The 22,232-nt window shown below is 39.6% G+C and carries 21 protein-coding genes; 7 read left to right on the top strand and 14 right to left on the bottom strand.

Annotation, left to right across the window (positions count from 1 at the left end):
• Positions 1-239: 239 nt before the first annotated feature.
• Positions 240-2,318 carry a dipeptidyl-peptidase 3 family protein gene (locus ACW6NC_RS00100; protein ID WP_457862871.1) on the top strand — a complete coding sequence of 693 codons (2,079 nt, stop codon included), beginning with the start codon at positions 240-242 and terminating at the stop codon, positions 2,316-2,318.
• Between the two features lie 157 nt (positions 2,319-2,475).
• Here ACW6NC_RS00100 and ACW6NC_RS00105 read toward each other — a convergent pair whose 3' ends face one another.
• The 9 genes from ACW6NC_RS00105 to ruvC form a co-directional block, all read right to left on the bottom strand.
• Positions 2,476-3,054 carry a PhnA domain-containing protein gene (locus ACW6NC_RS00105; protein WP_457862873.1) on the bottom strand — a complete coding sequence of 193 codons (579 nt, stop codon included), beginning with the start codon at positions 3,052-3,054 and terminating at the stop codon, positions 2,476-2,478.
• Between the two features lie 89 nt (positions 3,055-3,143).
• Positions 3,144-4,862: a DUF885 domain-containing protein gene (locus ACW6NC_RS00110; RefSeq protein ID WP_457862875.1), complete on the bottom strand. Its 1,719-nt coding sequence runs from the start codon at positions 4,860-4,862 to the stop codon at positions 3,144-3,146.
• Positions 4,863-4,909: 47 nt separating this feature from the next.
• Positions 4,910-5,917, bottom strand: a complete 1,008-nt coding sequence (locus ACW6NC_RS00115; RefSeq protein ID WP_457862877.1) for a metal-dependent hydrolase — start codon at positions 5,915-5,917, stop codon at positions 4,910-4,912.
• A 123-nt stretch (positions 5,918-6,040) separates the two neighbouring features.
• Positions 6,041-7,819 (bottom strand): MutS-related protein, encoded by a 1,779-nt coding sequence (locus tag ACW6NC_RS00120; protein ID WP_457862879.1) that lies wholly within the window; start codon positions 7,817-7,819, stop codon positions 6,041-6,043.
• Positions 7,816-8,178: an MmcQ/YjbR family DNA-binding protein gene (locus ACW6NC_RS00125; protein WP_457862881.1), complete on the bottom strand. Its 363-nt coding sequence runs from the start codon at positions 8,176-8,178 to the stop codon at positions 7,816-7,818. Before ACW6NC_RS00125 ends, ACW6NC_RS00120 begins: the two co-directional genes overlap by 4 nt.
• A 51-nt stretch (positions 8,179-8,229) precedes the next feature.
• The gene (locus tag ACW6NC_RS00130) at positions 8,230-8,580 is read right to left on the bottom strand and encodes a DUF4260 domain-containing protein (RefSeq protein ID WP_457862883.1); all 351 of its coding nucleotides are present in this window, start codon (positions 8,578-8,580) and stop codon (positions 8,230-8,232) included.
• Positions 8,581-8,582: 2 nt separating this feature from the next.
• Positions 8,583-9,329, bottom strand: coding sequence for a cyclase family protein (locus ACW6NC_RS00135; RefSeq protein WP_457862885.1), 747 nt, complete (start codon positions 9,327-9,329; stop codon positions 8,583-8,585).
• 53 nt (positions 9,330-9,382) lie between these two features.
• The gene (gene hemW, locus ACW6NC_RS00140; protein ID WP_457862887.1) at positions 9,383-10,510 is read right to left on the bottom strand and encodes a radical SAM family heme chaperone HemW; all 1,128 of its coding nucleotides are present in this window, start codon (positions 10,508-10,510) and stop codon (positions 9,383-9,385) included.
• Between the two features lie 24 nt (positions 10,511-10,534).
• Positions 10,535-11,086 carry a crossover junction endodeoxyribonuclease RuvC gene (gene ruvC / locus ACW6NC_RS00145; RefSeq protein WP_457862889.1) on the bottom strand — a complete coding sequence of 184 codons (552 nt, stop codon included), beginning with the start codon at positions 11,084-11,086 and terminating at the stop codon, positions 10,535-10,537.
• 79 nt (positions 11,087-11,165) lie between these two features.
• Between ruvC and ACW6NC_RS00150 the strand changes: the two genes are divergently transcribed.
• The 3 genes from ACW6NC_RS00150 (at position 11,166) to ACW6NC_RS00160 (ending at position 12,988) form a co-directional block, all read left to right on the top strand.
• On the top strand, positions 11,166-12,311 hold the full coding sequence (locus ACW6NC_RS00150; protein ID WP_457862891.1) for a glycosyltransferase: 1,146 nt from the start codon (positions 11,166-11,168) through the stop codon (positions 12,309-12,311).
• A gap of 27 nt (positions 12,312-12,338) precedes the next feature.
• Positions 12,339-12,629, top strand: coding sequence for a YciI-like protein (locus ACW6NC_RS00155; RefSeq protein ID WP_457862893.1), 291 nt, complete (start codon positions 12,339-12,341; stop codon positions 12,627-12,629).
• 104 nt (positions 12,630-12,733) lie between these two features.
• A complete protein-coding gene (locus tag ACW6NC_RS00160; protein WP_457862894.1) occupies positions 12,734-12,988 on the top strand; it encodes a hypothetical protein in 255 nt (84 codons plus the stop codon).
• A 5-nt stretch (positions 12,989-12,993) separates the two neighbouring features.
• Here ACW6NC_RS00160 and ACW6NC_RS00165 read toward each other — a convergent pair whose 3' ends face one another.
• The 4 genes from ACW6NC_RS00165 to ACW6NC_RS00180 form a co-directional block, all read right to left on the bottom strand.
• Positions 12,994-13,467 carry a hypothetical protein gene (locus ACW6NC_RS00165; protein ID WP_457862896.1) on the bottom strand — a complete coding sequence of 158 codons (474 nt, stop codon included), beginning with the start codon at positions 13,465-13,467 and terminating at the stop codon, positions 12,994-12,996.
• Positions 13,468-13,554: 87 nt separating this feature from the next.
• Entirely contained in the window at positions 13,555-15,606 is a 2,052-nt protein-coding gene (locus ACW6NC_RS00170) for a lamin tail domain-containing protein (protein WP_457862898.1), read from the bottom strand.
• 259 nt (positions 15,607-15,865) lie between these two features.
• Positions 15,866-17,296: a M56 family metallopeptidase gene (locus ACW6NC_RS00175; protein ID WP_457862900.1), complete on the bottom strand. Its 1,431-nt coding sequence runs from the start codon at positions 17,294-17,296 to the stop codon at positions 15,866-15,868.
• Positions 17,296-17,658: a BlaI/MecI/CopY family transcriptional regulator gene (locus ACW6NC_RS00180; protein ID WP_457862902.1), complete on the bottom strand. Its 363-nt coding sequence runs from the start codon at positions 17,656-17,658 to the stop codon at positions 17,296-17,298. Before ACW6NC_RS00180 ends, ACW6NC_RS00175 begins: the two co-directional genes overlap by 1 nt.
• Positions 17,659-17,834: 176 nt before the next feature.
• Between ACW6NC_RS00180 and ACW6NC_RS00185 the strand changes: the two genes are divergently transcribed.
• Positions 17,835-18,332 (top strand): DUF456 domain-containing protein, encoded by a 498-nt coding sequence (locus ACW6NC_RS00185; protein WP_457862903.1) that lies wholly within the window; start codon positions 17,835-17,837, stop codon positions 18,330-18,332.
• Between the two features lie 58 nt (positions 18,333-18,390).
• On the opposite strand, the gene ACW6NC_RS00190 is transcribed toward ACW6NC_RS00185, so the two are convergent.
• Positions 18,391-18,690 carry an HPF/RaiA family ribosome-associated protein gene (locus tag ACW6NC_RS00190; protein ID WP_457862905.1) on the bottom strand — a complete coding sequence of 100 codons (300 nt, stop codon included), beginning with the start codon at positions 18,688-18,690 and terminating at the stop codon, positions 18,391-18,393.
• A 198-nt stretch (positions 18,691-18,888) separates the two neighbouring features.
• Between ACW6NC_RS00190 and ACW6NC_RS00195 the strand changes: the two genes are divergently transcribed.
• On the top strand, positions 18,889-19,935 hold the full coding sequence (locus ACW6NC_RS00195; RefSeq protein WP_457862906.1) for a glycoside hydrolase family 130 protein: 1,047 nt from the start codon (positions 18,889-18,891) through the stop codon (positions 19,933-19,935).
• Positions 19,932-22,211 (top strand): glycosyltransferase, encoded by a 2,280-nt coding sequence (locus tag ACW6NC_RS00200; protein WP_457862908.1) that lies wholly within the window; start codon positions 19,932-19,934, stop codon positions 22,209-22,211. The genes ACW6NC_RS00195 and ACW6NC_RS00200 overlap by 4 nt, the downstream gene beginning before the upstream one ends.
• Positions 22,212-22,232: the final 21 nt, after the last annotated feature.

The raw sequence follows: 22,232 nt of genomic DNA on the forward strand, positions 1-22,232 counted from the left end.
CGGTCCTTAAAACTGGTGGGGTTTTTTTAAAAGCCCACCTAAAACCTCAGCCCACCTCATTTTAATATCGGCAATTAAATTGGTTTAAGATTACAGATGATTCAGTAATAGTCAAAAAAGACTCGTTTTTTTGAAGATTCAAAAGAACAAAATTAGCATTTCCTGTCTGTGATCAGTTTTTTAAAGGTCTTTAATGAACGAAGTTTCATAACTTTGAATACATTAAGAAAATAAACAATATGAGAAAAATAATTAGTATTTATCTGCTGGCCATTGCCGCTGTTTTTACTGCATGTGATGCCAGCAGACAGGGCACCAATAGTCCCGGAATAACCAATCCTGAGGTTTCTGAGACTACATCGGACACTACCGAAATCGATGATTTTGATTACCTGGTTGACGAATTCGCGGACATCAAAATCCTTCGGTATCAGATACCGGGTTGGGAAGACCTTAGCCTAAAGGAACAAAAACTGGTATATTACCTTGTGGAAGCCGGGCTTGCGGGCCGTGATATCATGTGGGCGCAAAACTACCGCTACAACCTGATGATCAGAAACGCGCTTGAAAACATCTACGCAAATTACCAGGGTGATAAAACATCCGCAGATTGGAAGGAATTCGAAACCTACTTAAAAAGGGTTTGGTTTTCTAATGGAATCCACCACCACTATTCTAATGCAAAATTAAAACCAGGCTTCAGTAAAGATTATTTTGACAGTCTTCTCACAAGTACCCATACAGAACTATCCGGTGAAGCTTATGAAGTGATTTTTAATGATAAGGACGCTAAAAAAGTAAATCTTAATCAGGAAGAGGATTTATTGCTGGGGTCAGCTGTTAACTTTTACGGTCCTGACGTAACCGCTGCAGAAGCGGAAGCTTTTTACGCTAAAAAAGAATCCCCAAATCCTGAAAAACCACTTTCCTTCGGTCTTAATTCCAGACTGATAAAGCAAGACGGAGAACTCCTCGAGCAGGTTTACAAAGTTGATGGACTTTACGGTGATGCCATTAAGGAAATTATCACATGGTTGGAAAAGGCTGAATCAGTAGCTGAAAATGAGAAACAAGCCAAAGCCTTAAGGTTGCTTATCGATTATTACGCTACAGGAGACCTACAAACCTGGGATGACTACAATGTAGCCTGGGTAGAAGCTACTGAGGGGAACATAGATTATATAAACAGTTTTATTGAAGTTTATAATGATCCAATAGGATATCGTGGCTCTTATGAGAATATCGTTCAAATAAAGGACTTCGATATGTCTAAGAAAATGCAGGTTTTTGAAGATAACGTTCAATGGTTCGAAGACAATGCCCCAATTATGGATGAACATAAAAAGGAAGAAGTTGTAGGTGTAACCTATAAAACCGTGGTGGTTGCCGGGGAAGCCGGTGATGCCTCTCCAAGCACACCTATCGGAGTAAACTTACCCAATGCCAACTGGATTAGAAAAGCCCATGGGAGTAAATCGGTTTCCCTGGGGAATATAATCGAAGCCTACAACCAGGCCGGCGGTACTGAAAAATTACAAGAGTTCGCTCATGATGAAGAAGAGATCAGGTTAGCCAAGAAATATGGGGAACTTTCAGGAAAACTTCATACCGCTTTACACGAAGTAGTTGGGCACGCTTCCGGTCAGATCAATCCTGGAGTTGGAGAGACCAAAGAAACTCTCAAGAGCTATGCCTCTACTATGGAAGAAGGACGCGCCGATCTCGTAGGGCTTTACTTCCTTATGGATCCAAAACTGGAAGAATTAGATTTAGTCGATAATGCGGAAGAACTTGGTAAGGCCTCATACGATAGCTATATAAGAAATGCGATGTTAGTGCAGCTCCTTAGAATTGAGCCAGGAGACAATATTGAGGAATCTCATATGAGAAACAGGATGTGGGTTAGCGCCTGGGCCATTGAAAAAGGGAATGAAGAGGGGGTAATCGAAAAAGTAACCAAAAATGGGAAAACCTATTACGACATCAAAGATTACCACAAACTTAGGGATATATTTGGCGCCCTGCTACGGGAGACTCAACGGATTAAATCTGAAGGAGATTATCAGGCCGCCAAAAACCTGGTAGAAAATTATGGAGTAAAGGTAGACCAGGATATTCACAAAGAGGTAATAGAGAGAAATGAGCCCTTTAAATCGGCCCCGTACAGTGGATTCATTAACCCCGTGCTTGTGCCTTCAACCGATGCTAATGGAGAGATTATCAAGATCGAAGTCACCCAGCCTGAAAGTTTTGAAGCTCAAATGATGGAATATGCCAGAAAATATAACTTTCTCGATGAAAGTGAAGCTACTTTGTAGGTGCTGTAATTAAAATTAATTCAAAAAGCCTTAATGGGCTATCTAAAAAGATCAATTACACCATTCTAACTTGATTCAAGCTCACCAAGAGACTAATTAATCCGGGAAGCCTCTGGCAGAGAATGATGTTTTAATTACTTTATAGATAGCCCTTTTTTTAGACTTTCTTCACAAACCTCGTTAGGATCACGATTAGTTGTCCCCCTACTTTTCCTTCTATCTGGTCCGGGTTATCGTGAACCAGGGAAACCCGGCGTACAGCCACCCCTCTTTTTGCGATTAAATTACTTCCCTTAACATTAAGATCTTTGGTAAGGACAACGGTATCTCCAGCCTCAATTAGAGTTCCGTTACTATCGCGATGTAACACCTTCGAAGTCTCAGGTTCTTTTCGAAGTCCCAACTGGGCATAGCTTTTAAGCTTATCATCCATATACATCATATCCAAGAGGTCCTGCGGCCAACCTTCACTCTTAAGGTTATCTAACATTTGCCAGGCTGAGACCTGCACGGCCGGTACCGTACTCCACATCGAATCATTAAGGCAACGCCAGTGATTAGGATCAGCTATTTCAGGATTATCCAGTTGCGTTTTACAAACTGAACAGATCATAAAACTACCGTCCAATTCTTCTCCTGGAAAACCTTCGTGGGTGTAAAGACTTAAATCTTCCTTTTTGGCGCAAAGCTCACAGGTGGAGTCGCTGCGCTGTCGAATCTCTATTTCTAAATTCATCAGACTTATTTCAGGCCGCGAAGTTAAGCTTTACCATGGCAATATTTCTGTAAAGGATGAATACCATCAAAAAAAATCAGTAGCAATTCCTAATTCCTGTTTTTCTCGATAAAAGCATTGACCCTTTGCTCCAAAATTGGCAGGGTAACCACCCCTTGTTCAAGGATCACCTCATGAAAGGCTCTCACATCGAATTTGGCACCAAGTGTTTCCTCTGCTTTTTTGCGAAGCTGACGGATCTTTATCTCACCAATCTTGTAAGACACCGCTTGCCCTGGCCAGGAAATATAGCGATCCACTTCAGTGTTGATATTATGCAAAGAAAGAGCAGTATTTTTTCTAAAATACTCAACAGCCTCTTCCCTGCTCCATCCCATTGCATGAATTCCGGTATCAATCACCAGCCTACAGGCTCGCCATTGTTCATAAGTAAGTTTTCCAAAACGTTCGAAAGGAGTCCGGTAAATATCCATTTCCCCTGCGAGAGTTTCTGAATAAAGGCCCCAGCCTTCCCCATAGGCAGATAAATACATATTTCTTCGGAACTTTGGAATACTGTCCCCCAGTTCGGCATTCAGGGCATTTTGCAGGTGATGACCGGGCACTGCCTCGTGAGCGGTGAGAGATGGCAATACATATAGAGGCCGATTTGATAAATTGTAAGTGTTTACCCAGTAATATCCGGGTTGGGTGTCATCTGAAGCACCAATATATCTTCCGGTAGTGTATTTCGGAGCAATCGCATCAGGCACCGGGGCAACTCCATAGGGCTTTCGCGGTAGTGTTTTAAAATAAGCTGGAAGCTTCGCATCAATGCGCTTGGCGATGTCTCGGGCTTCTTTTAAAAGTTCCTCAGCAGATTCGGCATAAAACTGCTCATCAGTCCTTAAAAAGTGTATGAAATCCTCAAAACTACCCTCAAAATCCACTTCGTTTATGATCTTTTTCATTTCGGCATTGATCCTGGCCACCTCATCGAGACCGATCTGGTGCACCTCCTCTGCGGAAAGATCAAGAGTGGTATAGTAATTCAATCGGTTCTGATAATACTTGCTACCATTTGGAATTTGTGAAACTCCAAGCCTGGTACGTGTCCTTGGCAGGTATTCCTTTTCAAAGAAATCCTTTATTCTTTTAAATTGCGGCACTACATTTTTGGAAATAGCAATCTCAGCAGCATTTAAAACCGAATCCTTCTGTGCTTCTGAAAGGCTGCGAGGAAGGTTTTCAAAAGGCTCGAAGAAATAGCTTTCCCGTGGTGATTCGACGAGCTGATCATTATAGGTGGATTCATAGCCCTTAAAGATCACCCGTGGTTGAGTGATCCCTTTTTCAAGCCCTTTCCGTAATAAAACTAAATGCTGGTCGACATAAGCCGGAATCGCATTGAGTTTGTTTAGATAAGCTCTTACTTGGGAATAATTGTTGAGATCTCGAACCTGGTAGGCCAGACTAAGGTGAAATCCCGCATCAGAGAGCAGCGGATTAAGGTAGGCCTCGTACTTATATTGATCGACATCGTCCTGCAATTTGAATTTCAGCAATTCCAGAGATATTCTATCAGTTTCGCTGAGAGAGTCAGTATGGATCTGCCGTAATTCTACAATTCGTTTTTCAGCAAATTCGGCCTGATTTTTATAATTTTCCTCAGTATAAAGCCCCAGCGGAAATTCCTGCCTATCGTAGAATTCATGACTCTGAACCTGGTGAATTATGGTATCGAGCTTTGCCGATTCGCTTTGAGCCAAAAGGAAATTCCCACAAAAAATTACCATGATAAGATAGAGGAATTGAAGTCTGGTTTTCATGATTGAGTCGATTTGAGATAAATATAAGAAAGCATTTCATTTTAGTTCTAATTCCCCATAATGCGTTCTGCTAATTGGGTCATTAATTGTTTCGCATCTCCTCGGGTTTTGGGAGTTTCCTCAGCTTTAATTTCTCCTTTTTCTTCAACTAATTTATAGTTAAAGGCAAATTCAGAGTCAGCTCGTGGAAAAGGATCCAGGGTACCAAAACGAAGATCATTAAAATATAATTCCCCATCGTTTTCCGTGATCGTGTACCAACCTTCAGAGATTTTTATAAGCCGTTGCACATTTCTGCGCTGTTTCCATTGACCTAATAAATGATGATTTTTGGGATATTTCACAAAGTTGATAGGTTCCGAGTCAAACAGCGAATAATCTCCAATAAGGTAAGCATCCTCGACCTCCACATTAGCCGTCCATAAAATGGTATTCAACGGGGACGGTTTGGTCTCGATCTTTTTATAAGCGATTTCCTTATCTATCAAGGCATCGGTAAATTTATTATAGGTATAAAGTTTTAGACTGGGGGTAATAATTAGCAAATAGATACTGCTGATTATCAATCCTAGATTATTATATCTCCTACGCTTTGGAGAATCCCGCTTTTGCCGCATTGCTAAAATAAGAAAAACCAGAAACGGCAAAGTGTAAAGCGGGTCTATCACGAAGATATTCTTATAGGCCAACCTAATCTCTAGCGGCCATAGAAGTTGTGTGCCCCAAGTAGTGTGAGCATCTAGCAGTGGGTGAGTGACCAAGCTCCAGAACATTAGCCAGGCCCAGTTTTTCCAATTCGCATTTGACTTCCTCTCAATCTTCGAAATCAGCCAACCAAAAACGGGGGCAAATATTAGCGAAAACACTATTGAATGCGTAAAGCCACGATGCCACTCAATGGCGGTTATAGTGTCTGTAAAAGCGCCGGCAAAGGTATCCAGATCGGGAATAGTACCGGCAATAGCACCATAGAACATTGCTTTATTCCCTACTTTTCGACCAAGCACTGCTTCACCTACGGCCGCACCAAGCACTATCTGTGTTAATGAATCCATTTTCTTTTAATTCTTTTTTACAGGATGGGATTCTCTCTCATCAAAGCTTCTGGAAACAGGTATTTAACTTTGCTTTTCTTAACAAAGAAAAAGTTTTGCTCGTTTCCCTCTAGAATTGTTATATCAATCATCCACAATTTCCATTTTCCGAAGCAAAAAGGAAGCATTCATATTCTGACAAATTCCATCTTTGAATTTATAGTCGAAAAACAACTCATCGTTTACAATTTCGGCATCAAAGTAATGATTTTTTACCTGAGGTAATTCTGTAGTGATCTCACAAAGGCTCAGATCATGGGTGGCAATGATGCCTGTAGATTTTGATTTGACAAGTTTTCTGATAAATTTCTTAGAACCCGTAGCCTTATCACTACTATTGGTTCCTTTCAGAATTTCATCGAGGATGATAAAATAACGGTCTGTTTTGATTTGGTCTACGATAAATTTAAGCCGTTTCAATTCGGAAAAGAAATAGGATTCATCATCGCTCAGGGAATCGCTCGTGCGCATACTGGTAATGAGCTTTATTGGTGAATAAGTACAACTTTCGGCACAAACAGGCAGACCGATATTACTCATCAGGATCTGCAGGGAAACAGTGCGCAGAAAAGTACTTTTCCCCGCCATATTGGCTCCGGTAATAATAAAAAATTCCTCATTATTTATGCTGAAATCATTAGCCACTCGTTTTTCGGGATCCAATAATGGATGAGCCAGGGCTGTTGCTGAAATACCTTTTCCTCCTGGATTGATTTCCGGAAAGACATAATTTGGATGGTTAAAGGAAAAATTCCCAAGAGAGTTCAGGGCATCGGTTGTCTCTATTACCTCAAACCAATGCTCAACATACTGGCGGTAGGTAAGGATCCATTGTTCCAATTTATAACTCTGTCTAAGATCCCAAAGCAAAAATCCGTTAGCGAAAATACCAAACAACATATTGCTGCGCTGATCCAAGGCATCTATAGCTTTTGAAAACTCCCTGAAAATTGCCGAGGCTTTCTTCCTTTCTGTACGGATAAGCTGCTGATTCTTTTGCAGCATATCTGAAGAAAATTCTTCTCTTTCCAATAAAGACAGCAAATGGTGATACTGATGAAAGGTATCCTGAACTTTGCTTAAACTGCCTGAAAGTAAATTAATCTTTTTCAGGTAGACTCCCGTATAAAGGAGTCCGGCTAGAAACCAGAGAAAAAGATGGATTCCTTGGAAATAATCCAGGGAATAACCAACAATCACTAACAGAGATAAGACAGAAAAAACCTGCGGCAACCATTTTATATAATCGGGCACAAAGGTTTTGTACTTTTTCAACCATTGCCACACGGTTTTGGAAGGAGTTTCAGTTTTTACTAACCGGGCCAGGGCAGTGAATTCCTGTCGCCATTTAGGTTTTTGTTCAAGCTCTTTAATGGCTTGCTGTTTCTGCCAGATAGCATCGATCGAATTTTCAGTGAAGATCCCGGCAAGTTTTTTTGTGCCTTCATAGAGCGCCGTTCGATTAAGATACTGAAAGAAAGAGCCCCTTCCAAAAAGATCGATATCCTGACTATAAGGATGCTGAGGCTCTTCAAACTCAGTTCCTTCGGGAAGATCCTGGAAATTCCGGGTTTTCAGGATTTCAATTTCCATTTCGTTGATCCAGATAAGTTCTTTTTCCTTATCGGCTTTATCTTTGAGATCGCTATGACGTGAGACCAGAAAGAGAAAAAGTGCTATTCCCCCAATTACCAAGGGGACCAGGACATTCATATTTCCAAAGAAATAATAAATCGAAAAGGAAATGATCAAAAAGACCAATAATCTTAATAAACTTGAAAAAAGAAGTTTCCGAGATAATTGATTAAGTTTAAACTGGTGGGTCTGCTTCTGACCTATATAAAATTCTAAAACTTGTTTCATTCTAAATTTTCGAGTTCCTGTTTTTGTTTATTGGAAAGCCCCTGCACCACTAGATCATAAGAATGATCCGTGAGTTCAAAGACCAGGTTTATTTTTAAATATCCGTCTAAGATAAGGCTATTCCAGTGTTTTTTATTCATATGATATCCTGGCAGTATATGGCTTCCATGAGTTTCCCGCAATTCCCCTGCACGCCCAGGAACGCATTTCAGATTTACAGTTAAGGGAATTTCATCAAGAGCTGCCAGGGCAAACATCTTCCCCATAACTTTAAAAACAAGGGTATTCGGACCAAAGGGGAGTGATTCTGTCACCCCTTTTTTGCTAAGACAGTAATTTCTAAAAATCTCGATATCCATAAATTTTCCATTCCCCTCATTTCAAATCGGGACATGCTGTGGGTGAATTTCTCACTTTCCAATTTCACCTAAATGCGTAAATTTAAAACCGGTTTCATATTTCAACCCGTAACCAAACAATCTATCGAATGAGGCATGCGCGAACAAAATTACGCCTAATAATTGACCAATTTGATTCTCGAAGTTAAAACCTAAAATCCATAAAAAAATGGCGAGTCCCTTGTGATGGAAAATATTGTATAATATCGCCCCAGACTTATTTCCGAAGAAATAGGCCAACATCCCCAGATCGGGAGTAAAAAATAACAACAGGAACCACCACCAGGAAAAATCAAGCAAACTGAATGCAAATATTCCCAGAAGCAACATCACAAGTTCTTCAAGCTTTAGAATCAATCTCATTATTACTGAATTTTATATAAAACAGGTTTGGAAGGTGCAGCATCATTTTCAAAGGAGGCATGCTGCAGGTTTAACAAGTAATCTCCGTCGGCAATGGAATTTGGCACATATACCAACTCGGTGATCGTTGCATAGAAACAGGTGTCTTTGGGATAATTCCAGAAGGCTTTATGGGCACGAAGTTTTCCTCCATCCTTTTCCTTATCTACCGAAGGCAAATCTATAAGCAAATGCTGGACACCGCATTTTCGCAGGTAAGTCGCAGCCTCTTCGGTAAGGTAAGGCCAATTAGTATTGGAATATTTTCGGCTGCGCTTTTCAACGTAATTGGGTAGTGTTCTTATTACCAATGCTTCAGCTTCATCCTTCTGAAAATACTTACTTAGGATTTCCTGGGTGATTACCAAGTCCTCCAGCCATTTTTCAGGGACCACCGAAATGAGTTTTGCCGTGAAAAAAAATTTCTTTAAAGTATGGTTAATGCTATGAAATTCAGGTGAGATATGCCCTACACATTCTGTATGTGTCCCATGGGCGTGAGGATTGAATTTAATCGTATTAAAATTCACAGGAGCTCCCTCTGAAACCTTCCCTATAAAATCTCCATCTTTAACCGGTTCAATTTCCGGAGCTCCTAAATACCATGCCACGGGATTTTTAGAGTCCCCCCGTAAACCCAGGGAAATATCCAGCGGTTTGGAAAGATCTATATGGTAGGTTTTATCTTTATATTGAATATTGGCCAGCATCCGGTAAAATTACGAAAAGACATAGAAATAATTTTGAGGATTATCACCTGGTTTTAGCTTAAGTAGAATAGATCAGCGGCAATGCCATCACTCAGGAATTTCCCCCTATCGGTAATGTGATAAATTCCGGCCCGCTCCTCCAGAAGGTCTTTTTGTTTAAGTGACACCGCATTTTTTTGTAGATGATGTCTATAATGCTTCCCGAATTTTTCATCAACCTCCTCAAGCGAAACACCGTATTTGGTGCGCAGACGAGTCATCACATATTCATTGAATTTGTCCGCTATGGAAAGTTCTTCGATTTGTTGTGGAAGCTTATCTTTCTCAATAGCCTTTATGTAAAGGCTGTTGTTATTTATATTCCATTTCCTGATATCACCGTTGTAGGAATGGGCTGATGGACCAATACCAAGGTAGGGTTTGCCTAACCAATATGCAGTATTGTTCCTTGAAAAATAACCAGGTCTTCCGAAGTTTGAAAATTCGTAATGTTCAAATTGGTTTTTTGTAAGTGTTTCAACTAGAATTTCAAAATGTCGTCTTGCTGCTTCATCATCAACCGGTCTTACCTTTCCTTTTTCGATGAATTTCTGGAGGGCGGTATTTGGCTCAACGGTAAGGGCATAACTGGAAATATGTGGAACACCAAGATCCAGAGCAATTTTAAGATTTTCTCTCCATCGATCATCGCTCATTCCGGGCACCCCGTAAATTAAGTCTATAGAAATATTATCGAAATACTTTTTAGCCAATCGAATACTTTTCAGGGCTTCCTCCGTGTTATGAGCGCGGTTCATAAACCTGAGGTCCTCCTCGAAAAAAGACTGAATCCCGATGCTAAGCCGATTTATTTTTGATGCAGCCAACATTTTTATTTTTTCCAGGGAAAGATCATCTGGATTGGCCTCGAGAGTGATTTCCGGCGATTTTGCAATGCTGTAATTAGAATAAATGCTTTCAAAGATCTTTTCGAGTTCTTTTGCGGACAGCAGACTGGGTGTTCCCCCTCCGAAATAAACCGTTTGAATCTCTGCATCTGCCAGTTCATCCTTCCTCAATTCCAATTCCCTGCAAAGCATTCCCACTACCTGATCTTTCTTTTTCAAGGAGGTGGAGAAATGAAAATCGCAGTAATGGCAGGCCTGTTTGCAAAAGGGGATATGAATGTATATACCAGCCATTCTATTGATTTTAAAAGGTGAAACCTATTTTATTTTATTCGGGTTTTGTTTAACAAATGCCTCCCATCCTGTGTAGCTTTTGCCGATCTCGGTACGACCTGAATTATAGAAATGGCATACTGCCGCGGCTAGCCCATCGGTTGAGTCGAGATTTTTGGGCAAAGATTTCAGTTTAAGCAGGCTTTGTAACATCCTTGCCACTTGTTCCTTACTTGCATTTCCATTTCCGGTGATGGCCATTTTTATTTTTTTGGGAAGGTATTCCGTGATCGGTATCTGCCGGGATAGCCCCGCGGCCATTGCTACTCCTTGTGCTCGACCAAGTTTTAACATAGATTGGACATTTTTACCAAAAAAAGGAGCTTCAATGGCAATCTCATCGGGATTATAAGTATCAATAAGCTCAATGGTACGTTCAAAGATGAGCTTTAATTTAATATAGGGATCAGAATATTTACTGAGTTGCAGTTCATTTAGTTGCAAAAATTGCATCTTTTTATTTTCTACCTTAATAAGGCCGAATCCCATAATTGTCGTCCCTGGGTCTATACCTAAAATGATTTTCTCACTCTTCAAAATCGCTGTTGGGGTTTAATACCTTCAAAAATTACGTAATTTCGGGCTACCAGGCAAAGCTAAGGAATTCTATGGCCCAATGATAATTTTCATAATCATAAGTATCGCTTACCTCCTTCTGGTAGTCTCTTTGAGCTATGGTTGGAGACAAATACCAGTGTACACTCCGGACTTTTCTCCTGCACATACTCAGTTTTCAATCATTATCCCCTTTAGGAATGAGGCTGGAAAATTACCCTTATTATTCGAATCTCTGGTCGAATTAAAGTATCCCACTGATAAATTTGAAATCTTTTTGGTTAACGATGAGTCTGAAGATAACTCTTTAGAAATTTGCGAGAGATTTCGGCGAAAACATCCAAGGCTTAACATAGGTGTATTGCAAAATGATCGTCAGTCAAATTCTCCTAAAAAAGATGCAATAACAACTGCGGTAAAAAGGGCCAACTACCCTTATATTCTCACCACTGATGCAGATTGCCAGGTACCGGAATTCTGGTTACAGACCTTTAATGATTTTCTTTTAAAAAACAACTGTCAATTGGTAGCAGGCCCGGTTGCAATCTCTCGAGTACAACCAACTGGAAGCAAGAAAAACAGAAAATCTTTTCTTGTCTTTGAAGAGCTCGATATCTTAAGCCTCCAGGCTGCCACAGCCGGTGCTTTCGGATTAAACAAACCTTTTATGTGTAATGGGGCGAATTTATGTTATCAAACGGAAATGTTTAAGAGAGCAGGAGGCTTTAGGGGTAATGATGGAATTGCCAGCGGAGACGATGTATTCCTGCTTCAGAAATTTTCAAATTTAAATTATAAAGTAGCTTTTCTAAAAAGCACGGAGGCCATCGTTCATACCCAACCTCAGAAAAGTCTTCGTTCATTGATTTTGCAACGCATCCGATGGGCTACCAAGGCACCTGCTTATCAAAGCCTGTTTTCTCAATTTTCAGGTATTACTGTGTTGTTGATGAACGCTGGCCTTCTCTTTGGCGCAACTATGACTTTTTTGGAAATCTGGTCCTACTATCCTGTTTTGATTATTTTTCTTTTAAAATTCAATGTTGATTTTGCCCTTATATACCTATCTGCAAAATTCTTTAAACGGGAAGAGGTCTTACACAGTTATTTCTGGAGCAGTCTGGTCTATCCAATCTTCTCCTCTTTTGTAGCCATAAAAGCCCTTATTTCCGGATATCAATGGAAGGGCAGAAATTTTAGAAAATAATATAATTAACCTTAAAAATTAAAATCTATGCCATATTATATCCTTAAGTACAAAACCATTCCTACATATCTTCAGGAACGGGAAAAATATCGTAAAGAGCATTTAAAACTTGCAAAGGACTATGCTAAACGCGGTCTTTTGATTCTTGCTGGTGCCGTAGAAGATCCAACCGATGGGGCTATTTTAATCTTTAAAGCTGAATCGGAAAAAATTGTAGCTGATTTTGCCAGAAAAGATCCTTATGTTCAAAACGACCTCATTTCTAAAACGGAGATTCGAAAATGGAAGGTAGTAATAGGCAGTTGTTTTGAGCCCTAATGGAATTTCTTGAGTGTTTACAATCCTTAAATTTCACTTCAGATTACGTTAATATTGCGGTAACAACCAATGGAAATTATCAGCTTATTTTTACAAAAAAATAAATGATGACAAAGAGTAAAAAAACACAACTGGCAATGTCGACTATCGATTTCCCGGTTCGTTATGTAGCATCGGCACAAACCATTCGGGATGCCAAAGGAATGATGGTATGCGATATTAGGGGATGGAGTAAAATTCAATTTATGGCAAAAGCACAAGAACGCCATGATGCTATAGGGATACTCATATCCAATCTCCTAAATGATTACAAGGAAAAACAGCTTTCCGAAGTTGATGAATTGATCCTTGGGGTATAATACTTCTATTCCGCCTTTATGACTATCGGCATTTTAAATACCGAAGAAACAGGGATACCTCGCTTACTGGCAGGATAAATCTTTGGCAAGGAATCAATACTTTGAGTTAGCCACTTTCTGATTTCGGGTAATTGTTTGGTAGTAGTAGAGTCAATTGCCACTGAATCAATCTCAGGACGGCCTTCCTTACTTATTTTCAAATAAAGCAATAAGGTATCGTTAATAGCTTCGGTAACCACAGGCTGTTGCCTGGCCAAATAAGCATATACATTTTCGGCTACTTCCCGCTCGAAACAGCTTCTGGCTGCTTCGAGTTCAGTTTCCTCCTGACAATCTTCAAAAGCGGGATATTCGTCTACTTCCTTCCAGTTAAGAGTCTGGGATTCAAGTTCCAGTACTTCTTCCGAAGATATCTTTTTGGTTTCGAAATTACAGGCAAATAAAAGAATCGAGAAAAAAAAGAGTAAAGTTCTTTTCATTAGCAAACTGCACTTTGACTTTAGACAAAAGTAAGTAAAATGAAGAGACCGGGAATGATCCCGGTCTCTTGATTCAACAAAATAGTATTACTTTACAATAAATTGTCGAGAAATAGTAGTTCCTCCAGTTTTTACTACAAAAAGGTAAAACCCGCTTGGCCAGTTTTCAGTAGAGAGTTCGAAAGCATATTCTCTATCTGGTGAGACCTCTTGATAAAAAAGTGAGGCCATTTTCTGTCCGGAAAGGTTAAAGACCTCAGCGGAAGCATTTCCATCAAATAAGGTTTGAAATACCAAAGTAAGAGGCCCATCAGAGGGATTTGGAAATATATTGATCTTCACAAGGTCATCGCGAAAATTGGACGTGATTGTATCATCTCCACAAACACCCAGCAATGCTCCTTTGGCAAGAAAGGTTTTAACTGCAGCTGAAGGCACTGAAAGTGTTTTTCCCTCATAACATAACTCGATCTTTCTCTTTTCGGAGATATCTGCTACCAGGACAGTAGTTTGAGTTGTACTTGAGCAGCCTTTTAAATCAGTTACAATTACGGAATAGGTCGTGGAAATCTCTGGACATACTTCCACTTCAGGCCCGGCCAATTCTGAATGGGAGATCCAGTGGTAGGAATAAGGCGGTGATCCTCCTGAGATCATAAGAGATATTTCGGTGCAATTAAATTTTTCAGGCAAACCGGTATAAACTATCTTATCAGGGCCTGCACTGACAAGGATCTCTGAGGTACAGCAGGCTTTTCCTGGACTGGCATATATTTCATATCCTTTATAAGTGCCTGCATATAGAGTGGATTCACTCCAGTTAGCCGGATCCTTATTGTCCAGAGTAGCATCACAGAGTTCCATGGCGTACCCCCCTCCTGCAGCACCTTCCGGCCAGGGTGAGCCCACACTATAAGTAACGAGATCAACACGAATATCAGAATGATGATCTGTATTGATAATATAGATGGTCTCAGGTTCATCATTGCTCAAATTAGCCCCATGCCACTGATAGGCAGGGATACCGAAAAAATCGGTGAAAGCGGTGGCATTCTTGGCTGTTATCCAGAATGCACCAGGTTCCAGGGTATATTCTGGTAATCGGCCGCTGGTGATTCCGCCTTTAATTCTTAAACCTCCTAGCTCTATCGGTTGGTCAGTGATATTAAATAATTCGATGAATTCAAGGTCATCATTTTGTTCCTTAGGAGGTTCATCATACATAATCTCGGTTATTACAAGTCCTTCCTTCAACGGGTTGTAAATAATATCAGAGGTCATGGGCTCCATTACATTTCCAGCCAGATCTTGAACATTGGCTATGCCGAATTCATAATATTTTCCAATTGCAATTGGAGTGGCTAAATTAAGCACAACCACATCCCCTTCCGATGAAGGTTCAACCATACCTTCAAGTGCTACAGAATTTAAACTGTAATTTCCTATATTAAGGGCTGTGCTGTTTACCGGTTCACTGAATTCAATTTGTATTTTATCAACACTTATAGGTCTGGGTTCGATTGAGATAGGAGGAAATATATCCTCTTCTGCTGCGTAGATAAAAACGTCATCTATTAGTACCTTTGCAACTGTTCCGCTCCGGGCACCCCCTTTAGTAAGGAATCGCAATACCACTTCACTATTATCAAATGCCTCTGGATGCAATGCATAAGTAAATTCCATAAAATCAGCATCCACATTATTAAAACCCCGGTGTTCTGAACCCATTAAGATCTTGGGACCGAAGCTTAAACCGCCGTCTGTAGAAAGTTGAATAAAAAGCTTAACGTGTTTCATATCCCCGGTTGACCTTGTAGCCACCCAGAAATTGGCTGCAACATTCTCCAAACCACTTAGATCGAGACGAACTTGTGCAAAGACCTCCACTTCTTCCTGATCTTCACCTTCTTCTACCACAGGCCAAAGACCTAAAGAATAAGCACCTGATCGGGTAAAAAGTTCTTCCTGAAAAATTCGAATTCCATCAACGGCATTTCCAGACCAGTTGGGTATAAATTCCTCATTTTGCATAATGATGATTTCTTCAAATCCTTCATTATATGGAAATATGCTTTCTTGACCCCACGATGAGCCGGAAGATAACGCTGGAATAATTAAAAAGAGTAAAAGTTTTTTCATGGCCCCAATTTTTTAGTTAAGCAAAAAGACTGATCTATAATGCTTTATTAAAGATAGCCTTAAGGAGGTACTTTTGGAGTGACGAAAGTCACCGCAACCAAGGGGTTATATTATTTTTTTGAGATATAAATATCAGCACTAACCGTTAAAGGGTCCCTGAGATAGTTGAGAAAAGAAAAACACTCCAGGAAAAAAGTGTGCAAAAAAAAGAACCTGTCTATTCAGACAAGTTCTTTTATACTTATGATATTTTGAAATTTTATTCCTCTACCTGGAAAACAATAGGTAAGGAATACATAACTCCAACCTCTTTTCCCTGCTGCTTTCCAGGTTGCATTTGAGGCAAGGCATTTATCACTCGCAGCGCTTCGGCTTCTAGTTCAGGACTTTTGGCACGGGCCTTGGCCTCGGCAATACGGCCGGCATCATCAATTTTAAACTGAACGATTACCCGGTTTAAACCAATTTCTGCAAACTCCCGCATTTCCTTTACCTTAAAATTGGAATTTACAAAGTCAGCAATCCCTGAACTCATGCATTTTTTTCTTTCCTCCTGATCCGTGAGTGATTCACATCCAGGAAAAACAGGTACTTCATCAATTACTGCAAATGGCACATCCTTGCCAGAGCTGTAACCCACCTTTTCTGAGGTTGTCGAAGATGATGGAACATATCCTTTTGCAGTTGCCATAATTTCAGCCAATTGTCTTACTTCTTCCTCATTCAATTCCTGCCCTTGGTCTAGAGCTTTTTGAATATCAGCCAGCTGTTCTGCAATGGATTGCTCCCTGCCTATTACCTGAGAATTATCGGAACAGGCCACATAGGTCAGCATAATTAGCAACAGTGGAACGATGAGAAGAAACTTGAATTTTGCAATTGATTTTGATCTGGATTTTTGTAACATAATAATTCGTTTTTTGATTAATGAATGTTTGAAAAATTGATTGATAAATGATATATTCTGACTGTTAAAGGCGGTATTGAGCAATTGCTCGTAATAATTGCGCCTTTGTACAGTTTTAACCACGCTTGCATCGGCGATGAACTCGTGCAAGGCAGCGATCCTATGCTGGAAAATATAAATAAGTGGATTATACCAGAAGATAATTTTCAGCAGTTCAAAGAAAACCAGGTCCAGACTGTGTTTTTGTTTCACATGCACGATCTCGTGCGAAAGAATTTGTTCCCTATCCTCCTTAGGCAGTCCGTCGCCCAGAAAAATAGTCTTATAAAAAGTGCAGGCTATTTTAGAGTTAGGAATTTCAATGATTCTAAAGGTTTTTTCCACTGAAATTCTCTTAAATCTAAAGAGCCGGTTAAGGCTTTGATATTTCTTAAAAAACAAAAGAGTACTCATGAAGACTCCGCCAAAATAAACTACCAGATACCAATTAATTTGAAAACTCTTATCCTGTAATAGAACTTCCGGTAATCCTCCTTTTGCTGACGGCTGATTTCCAATAAAAACCTCCGGCAAGTCTATCAAGGTCATACCCTGAATGGTTTCCACAGGAAACAATTGCTCCAAACCTTCAATTTTCAAAAAAGGAAGAAAAAGGGCTAGGACCGGGCTAAGTAAGAGATAAGCTCGGTTCGCATTAAAAAAGGTTTCTTTTTTGAATAAAACCTCATACCCCAGTAAAAAGGCTAACTGAAATAATATGACCTGAAGGAGGTATTGCACCATTAGTCTTCTTTTTTATCGATTTCCTTTAAAATTTCCTCCAAATCCTGAGTACTTATATCGTTATTTTTCATAAAGAACGAAAGCATACTTTTTAAAGACCCGTTAAAATAGGAATTCATAAGTTTATTAATGCTCTGGTTGCTATATGTCTCCCGCTTCAGCAGCGGGAAATACACATAGCCTTTCCCTTTCTTTTGGTGATCAACAAATCCTTTATCTTCCAGGATACGGACTATTGTTGAGACCGTGTTGTAAGCAGGTTTTGGCTCAGGCATTTCTTCGATTATCGCCGCCACATTGGCCTTTTCCAGCTTCCAGAGGATCTGCATAATCTCTTCTTCTGCTTTAGTGAGTTGTTTCATTTGAATACTTTAGTAATTTCTGTGTCTCTGGTTGTTCAGGTATCAGAAAATAACTTATGATTTTGATGATGCTAATATAAACTAATTAATTAGTTATACCTAATTATTTAGTTGAAAATAATTTATATTAAAATTTGCTTTAATTCGTAACTTCCAAACAATATAGCATTTGCACTATGGATTTACTTTTTATTATACTCGGAGGAATTTTAATTGTAACAGGAATTCTAGGTAGTTTTCTTCCGATATTGCCAGGTGTACCGGTGAGCTGGTTGGGTTTGTTAATGTTTTATCTCGCCCCATCGATTCCTCTGAATTATGTTTTTCTTGGAGTAACTTTGGTCATAGCCCTACTTATTTATATGCTCCAGTTGGTCATTCCGGCAATGGGAACAAAAAGATATGGGGGAAGTAAGACCGGGATGTGGGGTGCAACAATTGGGCTGGTTATTGGGATCTTCACTCCCATTCCTTTTGGAATCGTCATTGGTGCTTTTGTTGGAGCTTTTATTGGTGAGATCATTCGTAATAGCGATTCTCGATCAGCAACAAGAGCGGCTTTTGGTTCTTTTGTGGGCTTGCTGGCCTCCACCTTTATGGAATTTCTGGTTGCGGTAGTATTCCTTTTACTGTTTATTTATAAAATATGGGAATACAATGAATACTTGTTTTAGGTCTTGAAAAAGAAAAAACCCGACTCGCGCCGGGTTCAAAAATTAACACCTAAACAAACTAATGATGTTGAAAAACTGCTTTTCGTTTTTTAAGTTGTCGCTCAAGTTCTGCTACGGTATTTTTGACGGCTAATTCAAAATTATCTGTTCTGGCCTGGGCATAAATTCTGGGACCCGGAGCACTAAGTTCTATTTCACAAATTTTATCCTTTCCTATCGCCTGGCTTTCCCATTTGATAAAAACTTCGGCCCGGATTAGCCAATCATATTTAATATTTAATTTCTCTAGTAATTGGTTGATGAATAAGGTTAAAGCATCGCTGTTTTTAATCTTGACAAACTGTATATTAATATGCATAGTAGATGTTTTAATAATTACTCTAATTTACTCCTAGATCACTGAAATTAATATGACCGGCATCAGCTATATTTCACTTTAAGTAAGCTTTCTTTTTTAACAAAACATTATTGTACTGATAAAAATATAACTTGATAAATATCATAGCTTTAAAAGGTATTTTTATTCATTTTTACCTCTTATAAAATCTACCTGATAATGCCGTTGGAAGTTAAAAAACATGGAATAATACTGGAAAAGACTCCCCATAACTTTGAGAATGAAGGGGTCTTCAATCCTGCGGTAATAAAAGAGGGGGATACCGTACATGTTTTTTACCGCGCTGTCCGCAGTGGCAACTATTCGAGCTTAGGTTATTGCCAATTGAATGGTCCTCTGGATGTTGTGAAAAGGAACACCTCACCTGTATTTTTCCCTACGGAAAACTATGAATTCCAGGGGACGGAAGATCCCCGCATCACCAAAATAGATGACACGTATTACCTTACTTATTCCGCCTTTGACGGCATCAATGTTTTTGGAGCTTATGCCACCTCTATTGACCTGAAGAATTTTACACGCCAGGGTATACTCACTCCTGTATTTAATTATGAAGAATATTCGGAACTCATCCGGGAAAACTTCGAGAAAATCAGCGAAAAACACCTGTTGTTCTATGAACTCTTCGTGCGATATAAGCTCAATGAATTAATGAAAGGTAAGATTTATGTCTGGGATAAAAATGTCATTTTCTTTCCGAAAAAAATAAATGGAAAGTTTGCTGTCCTCCACCGTCTGTGGCCTTCCATACAGATTTTCTATTTTGAAGAAAGGGAAGACCTTAGTCGCGCCTTTTGGCGCGACTATATAAGAAACCTCCGTGATCATATTGTCTTAAGACCAAGATACCATTATGAATGCAGCCACGTTGGAGCTGGTTGTCCCCCTATCGAAACTGAAATGGGCTGGCTTCTTATTTACCATGCGGTGGAGACTACTGTTACTGGGTTGATCTATCATGCCTCAGCAGCACTGCTCGACCATCAAGACCCCAGAAAAGTAATATCCAAATTGAAAGCGCCTCTATTTTCACCTACCGAGGAATATGAACAAAAAGGAATAGTTAACAATGTGGTATTTCCTACTGGTGCTGCCATTTTTGAAGACGATTTGTATATCTATTACGGGGCTGGAGACGATTGCATTGCTGTAGCCTCCGTTAAATTAAAAGATTTGCTCAATGAATTAAAACAGCACTTAGAATGAATAAGGTTAATAATACTTCTGGAATCCTCTTTATGTCCACTTTCCCGCCCACTACTTGCGGCATAGCTACCTACACCACCGATACTATGCAATCTATTCAGCGAAAATTTGGAAATAGCTTTCAATGCAGAGAACTAGAAATCGTGAAGGACCAAAAGCCTGGATTTTCTTATCACTTCAACTCAGAGAAAAGAAAGGATTATGTTCGTATTGCGGAGAAAATTAACAGAGATACTAAAGTTAAATTAATTCATATTCAGCATGAGTTTGGTCTTTTTGGTGGAGTCTACGGCGACTATCTATTCGATTTTCTCGAAAAGTTCAATAAACCGGTAGTAATCACCTTCCATACAGTGCTTCCACGGCCCAATCCAGAATTAAAACTGGTTGTTCAGAAACTGGCGGGGTACTCCAAACAAATTTTTGTCATGACACATCAATCAGTTAAGATTTTAGTGGAAGATTATGAAATTCCGGAAGAAACCCTAGTGCTAATTGAGCATGGAACTCATATGGTTGAGTGGACATCCTCGGAAGAGGTTAAGAAAAAGTATGGCTTAGAAGGGAGGCTTGTTTTATCAACCTTCGGTTTACTGGGAGCGGGAAAAAGCATTGAAACTGCTTTATATGCCTTGCCGGAAATCATAAAACAAAACCCGGAGGTATTATACCTGATATTGGGGAAAACCCACCCTGGAAATATTAAAAATAATAAGGATGATTATAGAAATTTTTTAAAAAGTCTGGTAAACCAATTGGCACTTTCAGAACATGTGAAATTTTTTGATTCCTATCTCGAACTGAACCAGCTTCTGGAATTCCTCCAGGCCACCGATGTTTACCTATTTACATCCAAAGATCCAAACCAGGCAGTCAGCGGTACTTTCTCTTATGCCATGAGTTGCGCCTGCCCAATTATTGCTACGGCCAATCCTCACACTAAGGAAATTCTTAACCATGAACTCGGGATCCTTATTGAAATTGGTAATCACAAACAGTTATCAGAAGCCGCCATAAAACTACTATCTGATAAAAAATTACGGGAATTTATGGCTTTGCAGGCCTATACCAAAACCAGTTCCAGTATTTGGGATAACGTAGCCATTAAACATGCAAGGGTATATCAGAATGTTTTAAACAAAAATGAACCTCTTAAATTTTCCAGGCCCACTATCAAGCTAGATCACCTAAAAAGACTTAGCACTTCCCGAGGAATGATACAATTTTCCAAAATAAGTATCCCTGATCCGAATTCCGGATACACTCTCGATGATAATGCGAGAGCACTTATTGTTATGCTAATGCATTATAATATTTTCAGGACCAGGGAGGCTCTTAATTATATAGACCTCTATTTATCATTCATAGAAAGATGCCAGACCAAGTCTGGTAGTTTTGTAAATTATATCGATAAACATAATAAAGTTCACATAAAAAATGATCATGTAAATCTGGAAGATTCTAATGCGCGGGCAATTTGGGCACTTGGTCATGTAGTTAGTCAGGCCTATAATCTCCCTCCGGAATATGTAAAAAGAGCAAAAGAAGTTGTGGATAAAGCAAGGTCCTGGATACCCGGTATTTTATCACCCCGCTCCATCTCCTTTACCATAAAAGGGTTATACCTGTACCTGGAAAGCTATGATGACCAAGAGTTTAAGAGAACTATTGAAAATTTAGCGCAAAACCTTATAAGCAGCTATGATCTCCATAGGGAAAAGGACTGGCAATGGTTTGAAGAATACCTCACCTATGCTAACAGCATCATCCCGGAGGCCATGCTGCTAGCCTATTTAACCACAGGAAAAGAGGTTTATAAAAAAACGGCCCTGGAATCCTTTGAATTTCTTTTATCCAAAATCTATTATAGTGGTGAATTCAGGGTCATTTCCAACAAAGGATGGCACCATAAAAATAAAGAGCCCCATAAGTATGGAGAGCAGCCAATTGATGTAGCTTACACAATACAAACCCTCGATCTTTTTTACCAAAATTTTAAAAACCCGGGTTACAAAAGAAAAATGGAAAAAGCTTTCAACTGGTTTATTGGCGACAATCATCTTGATCGTATTATTTACAATCCAGTTACCGGAGGTTGTGGCGATGGGTTAGAAAAAGAGAATGTGAATTTAAACCAAGGGGCGGAATCGACAGTATGTTATCTTATGGCAAGACTAATAATGGAAACCTATAGCGAAAGTCCGGAACCAGGAGGTTTGCCAGAAAATATGATAAGAAAAAAAGTAAAAAAGGCTTCCAGGCCTGAGTTCCTGTAAAAAATTCCATCCTGTCTTGGA

The organism is Salegentibacter profundi (genome assembly GCF_054121475.1).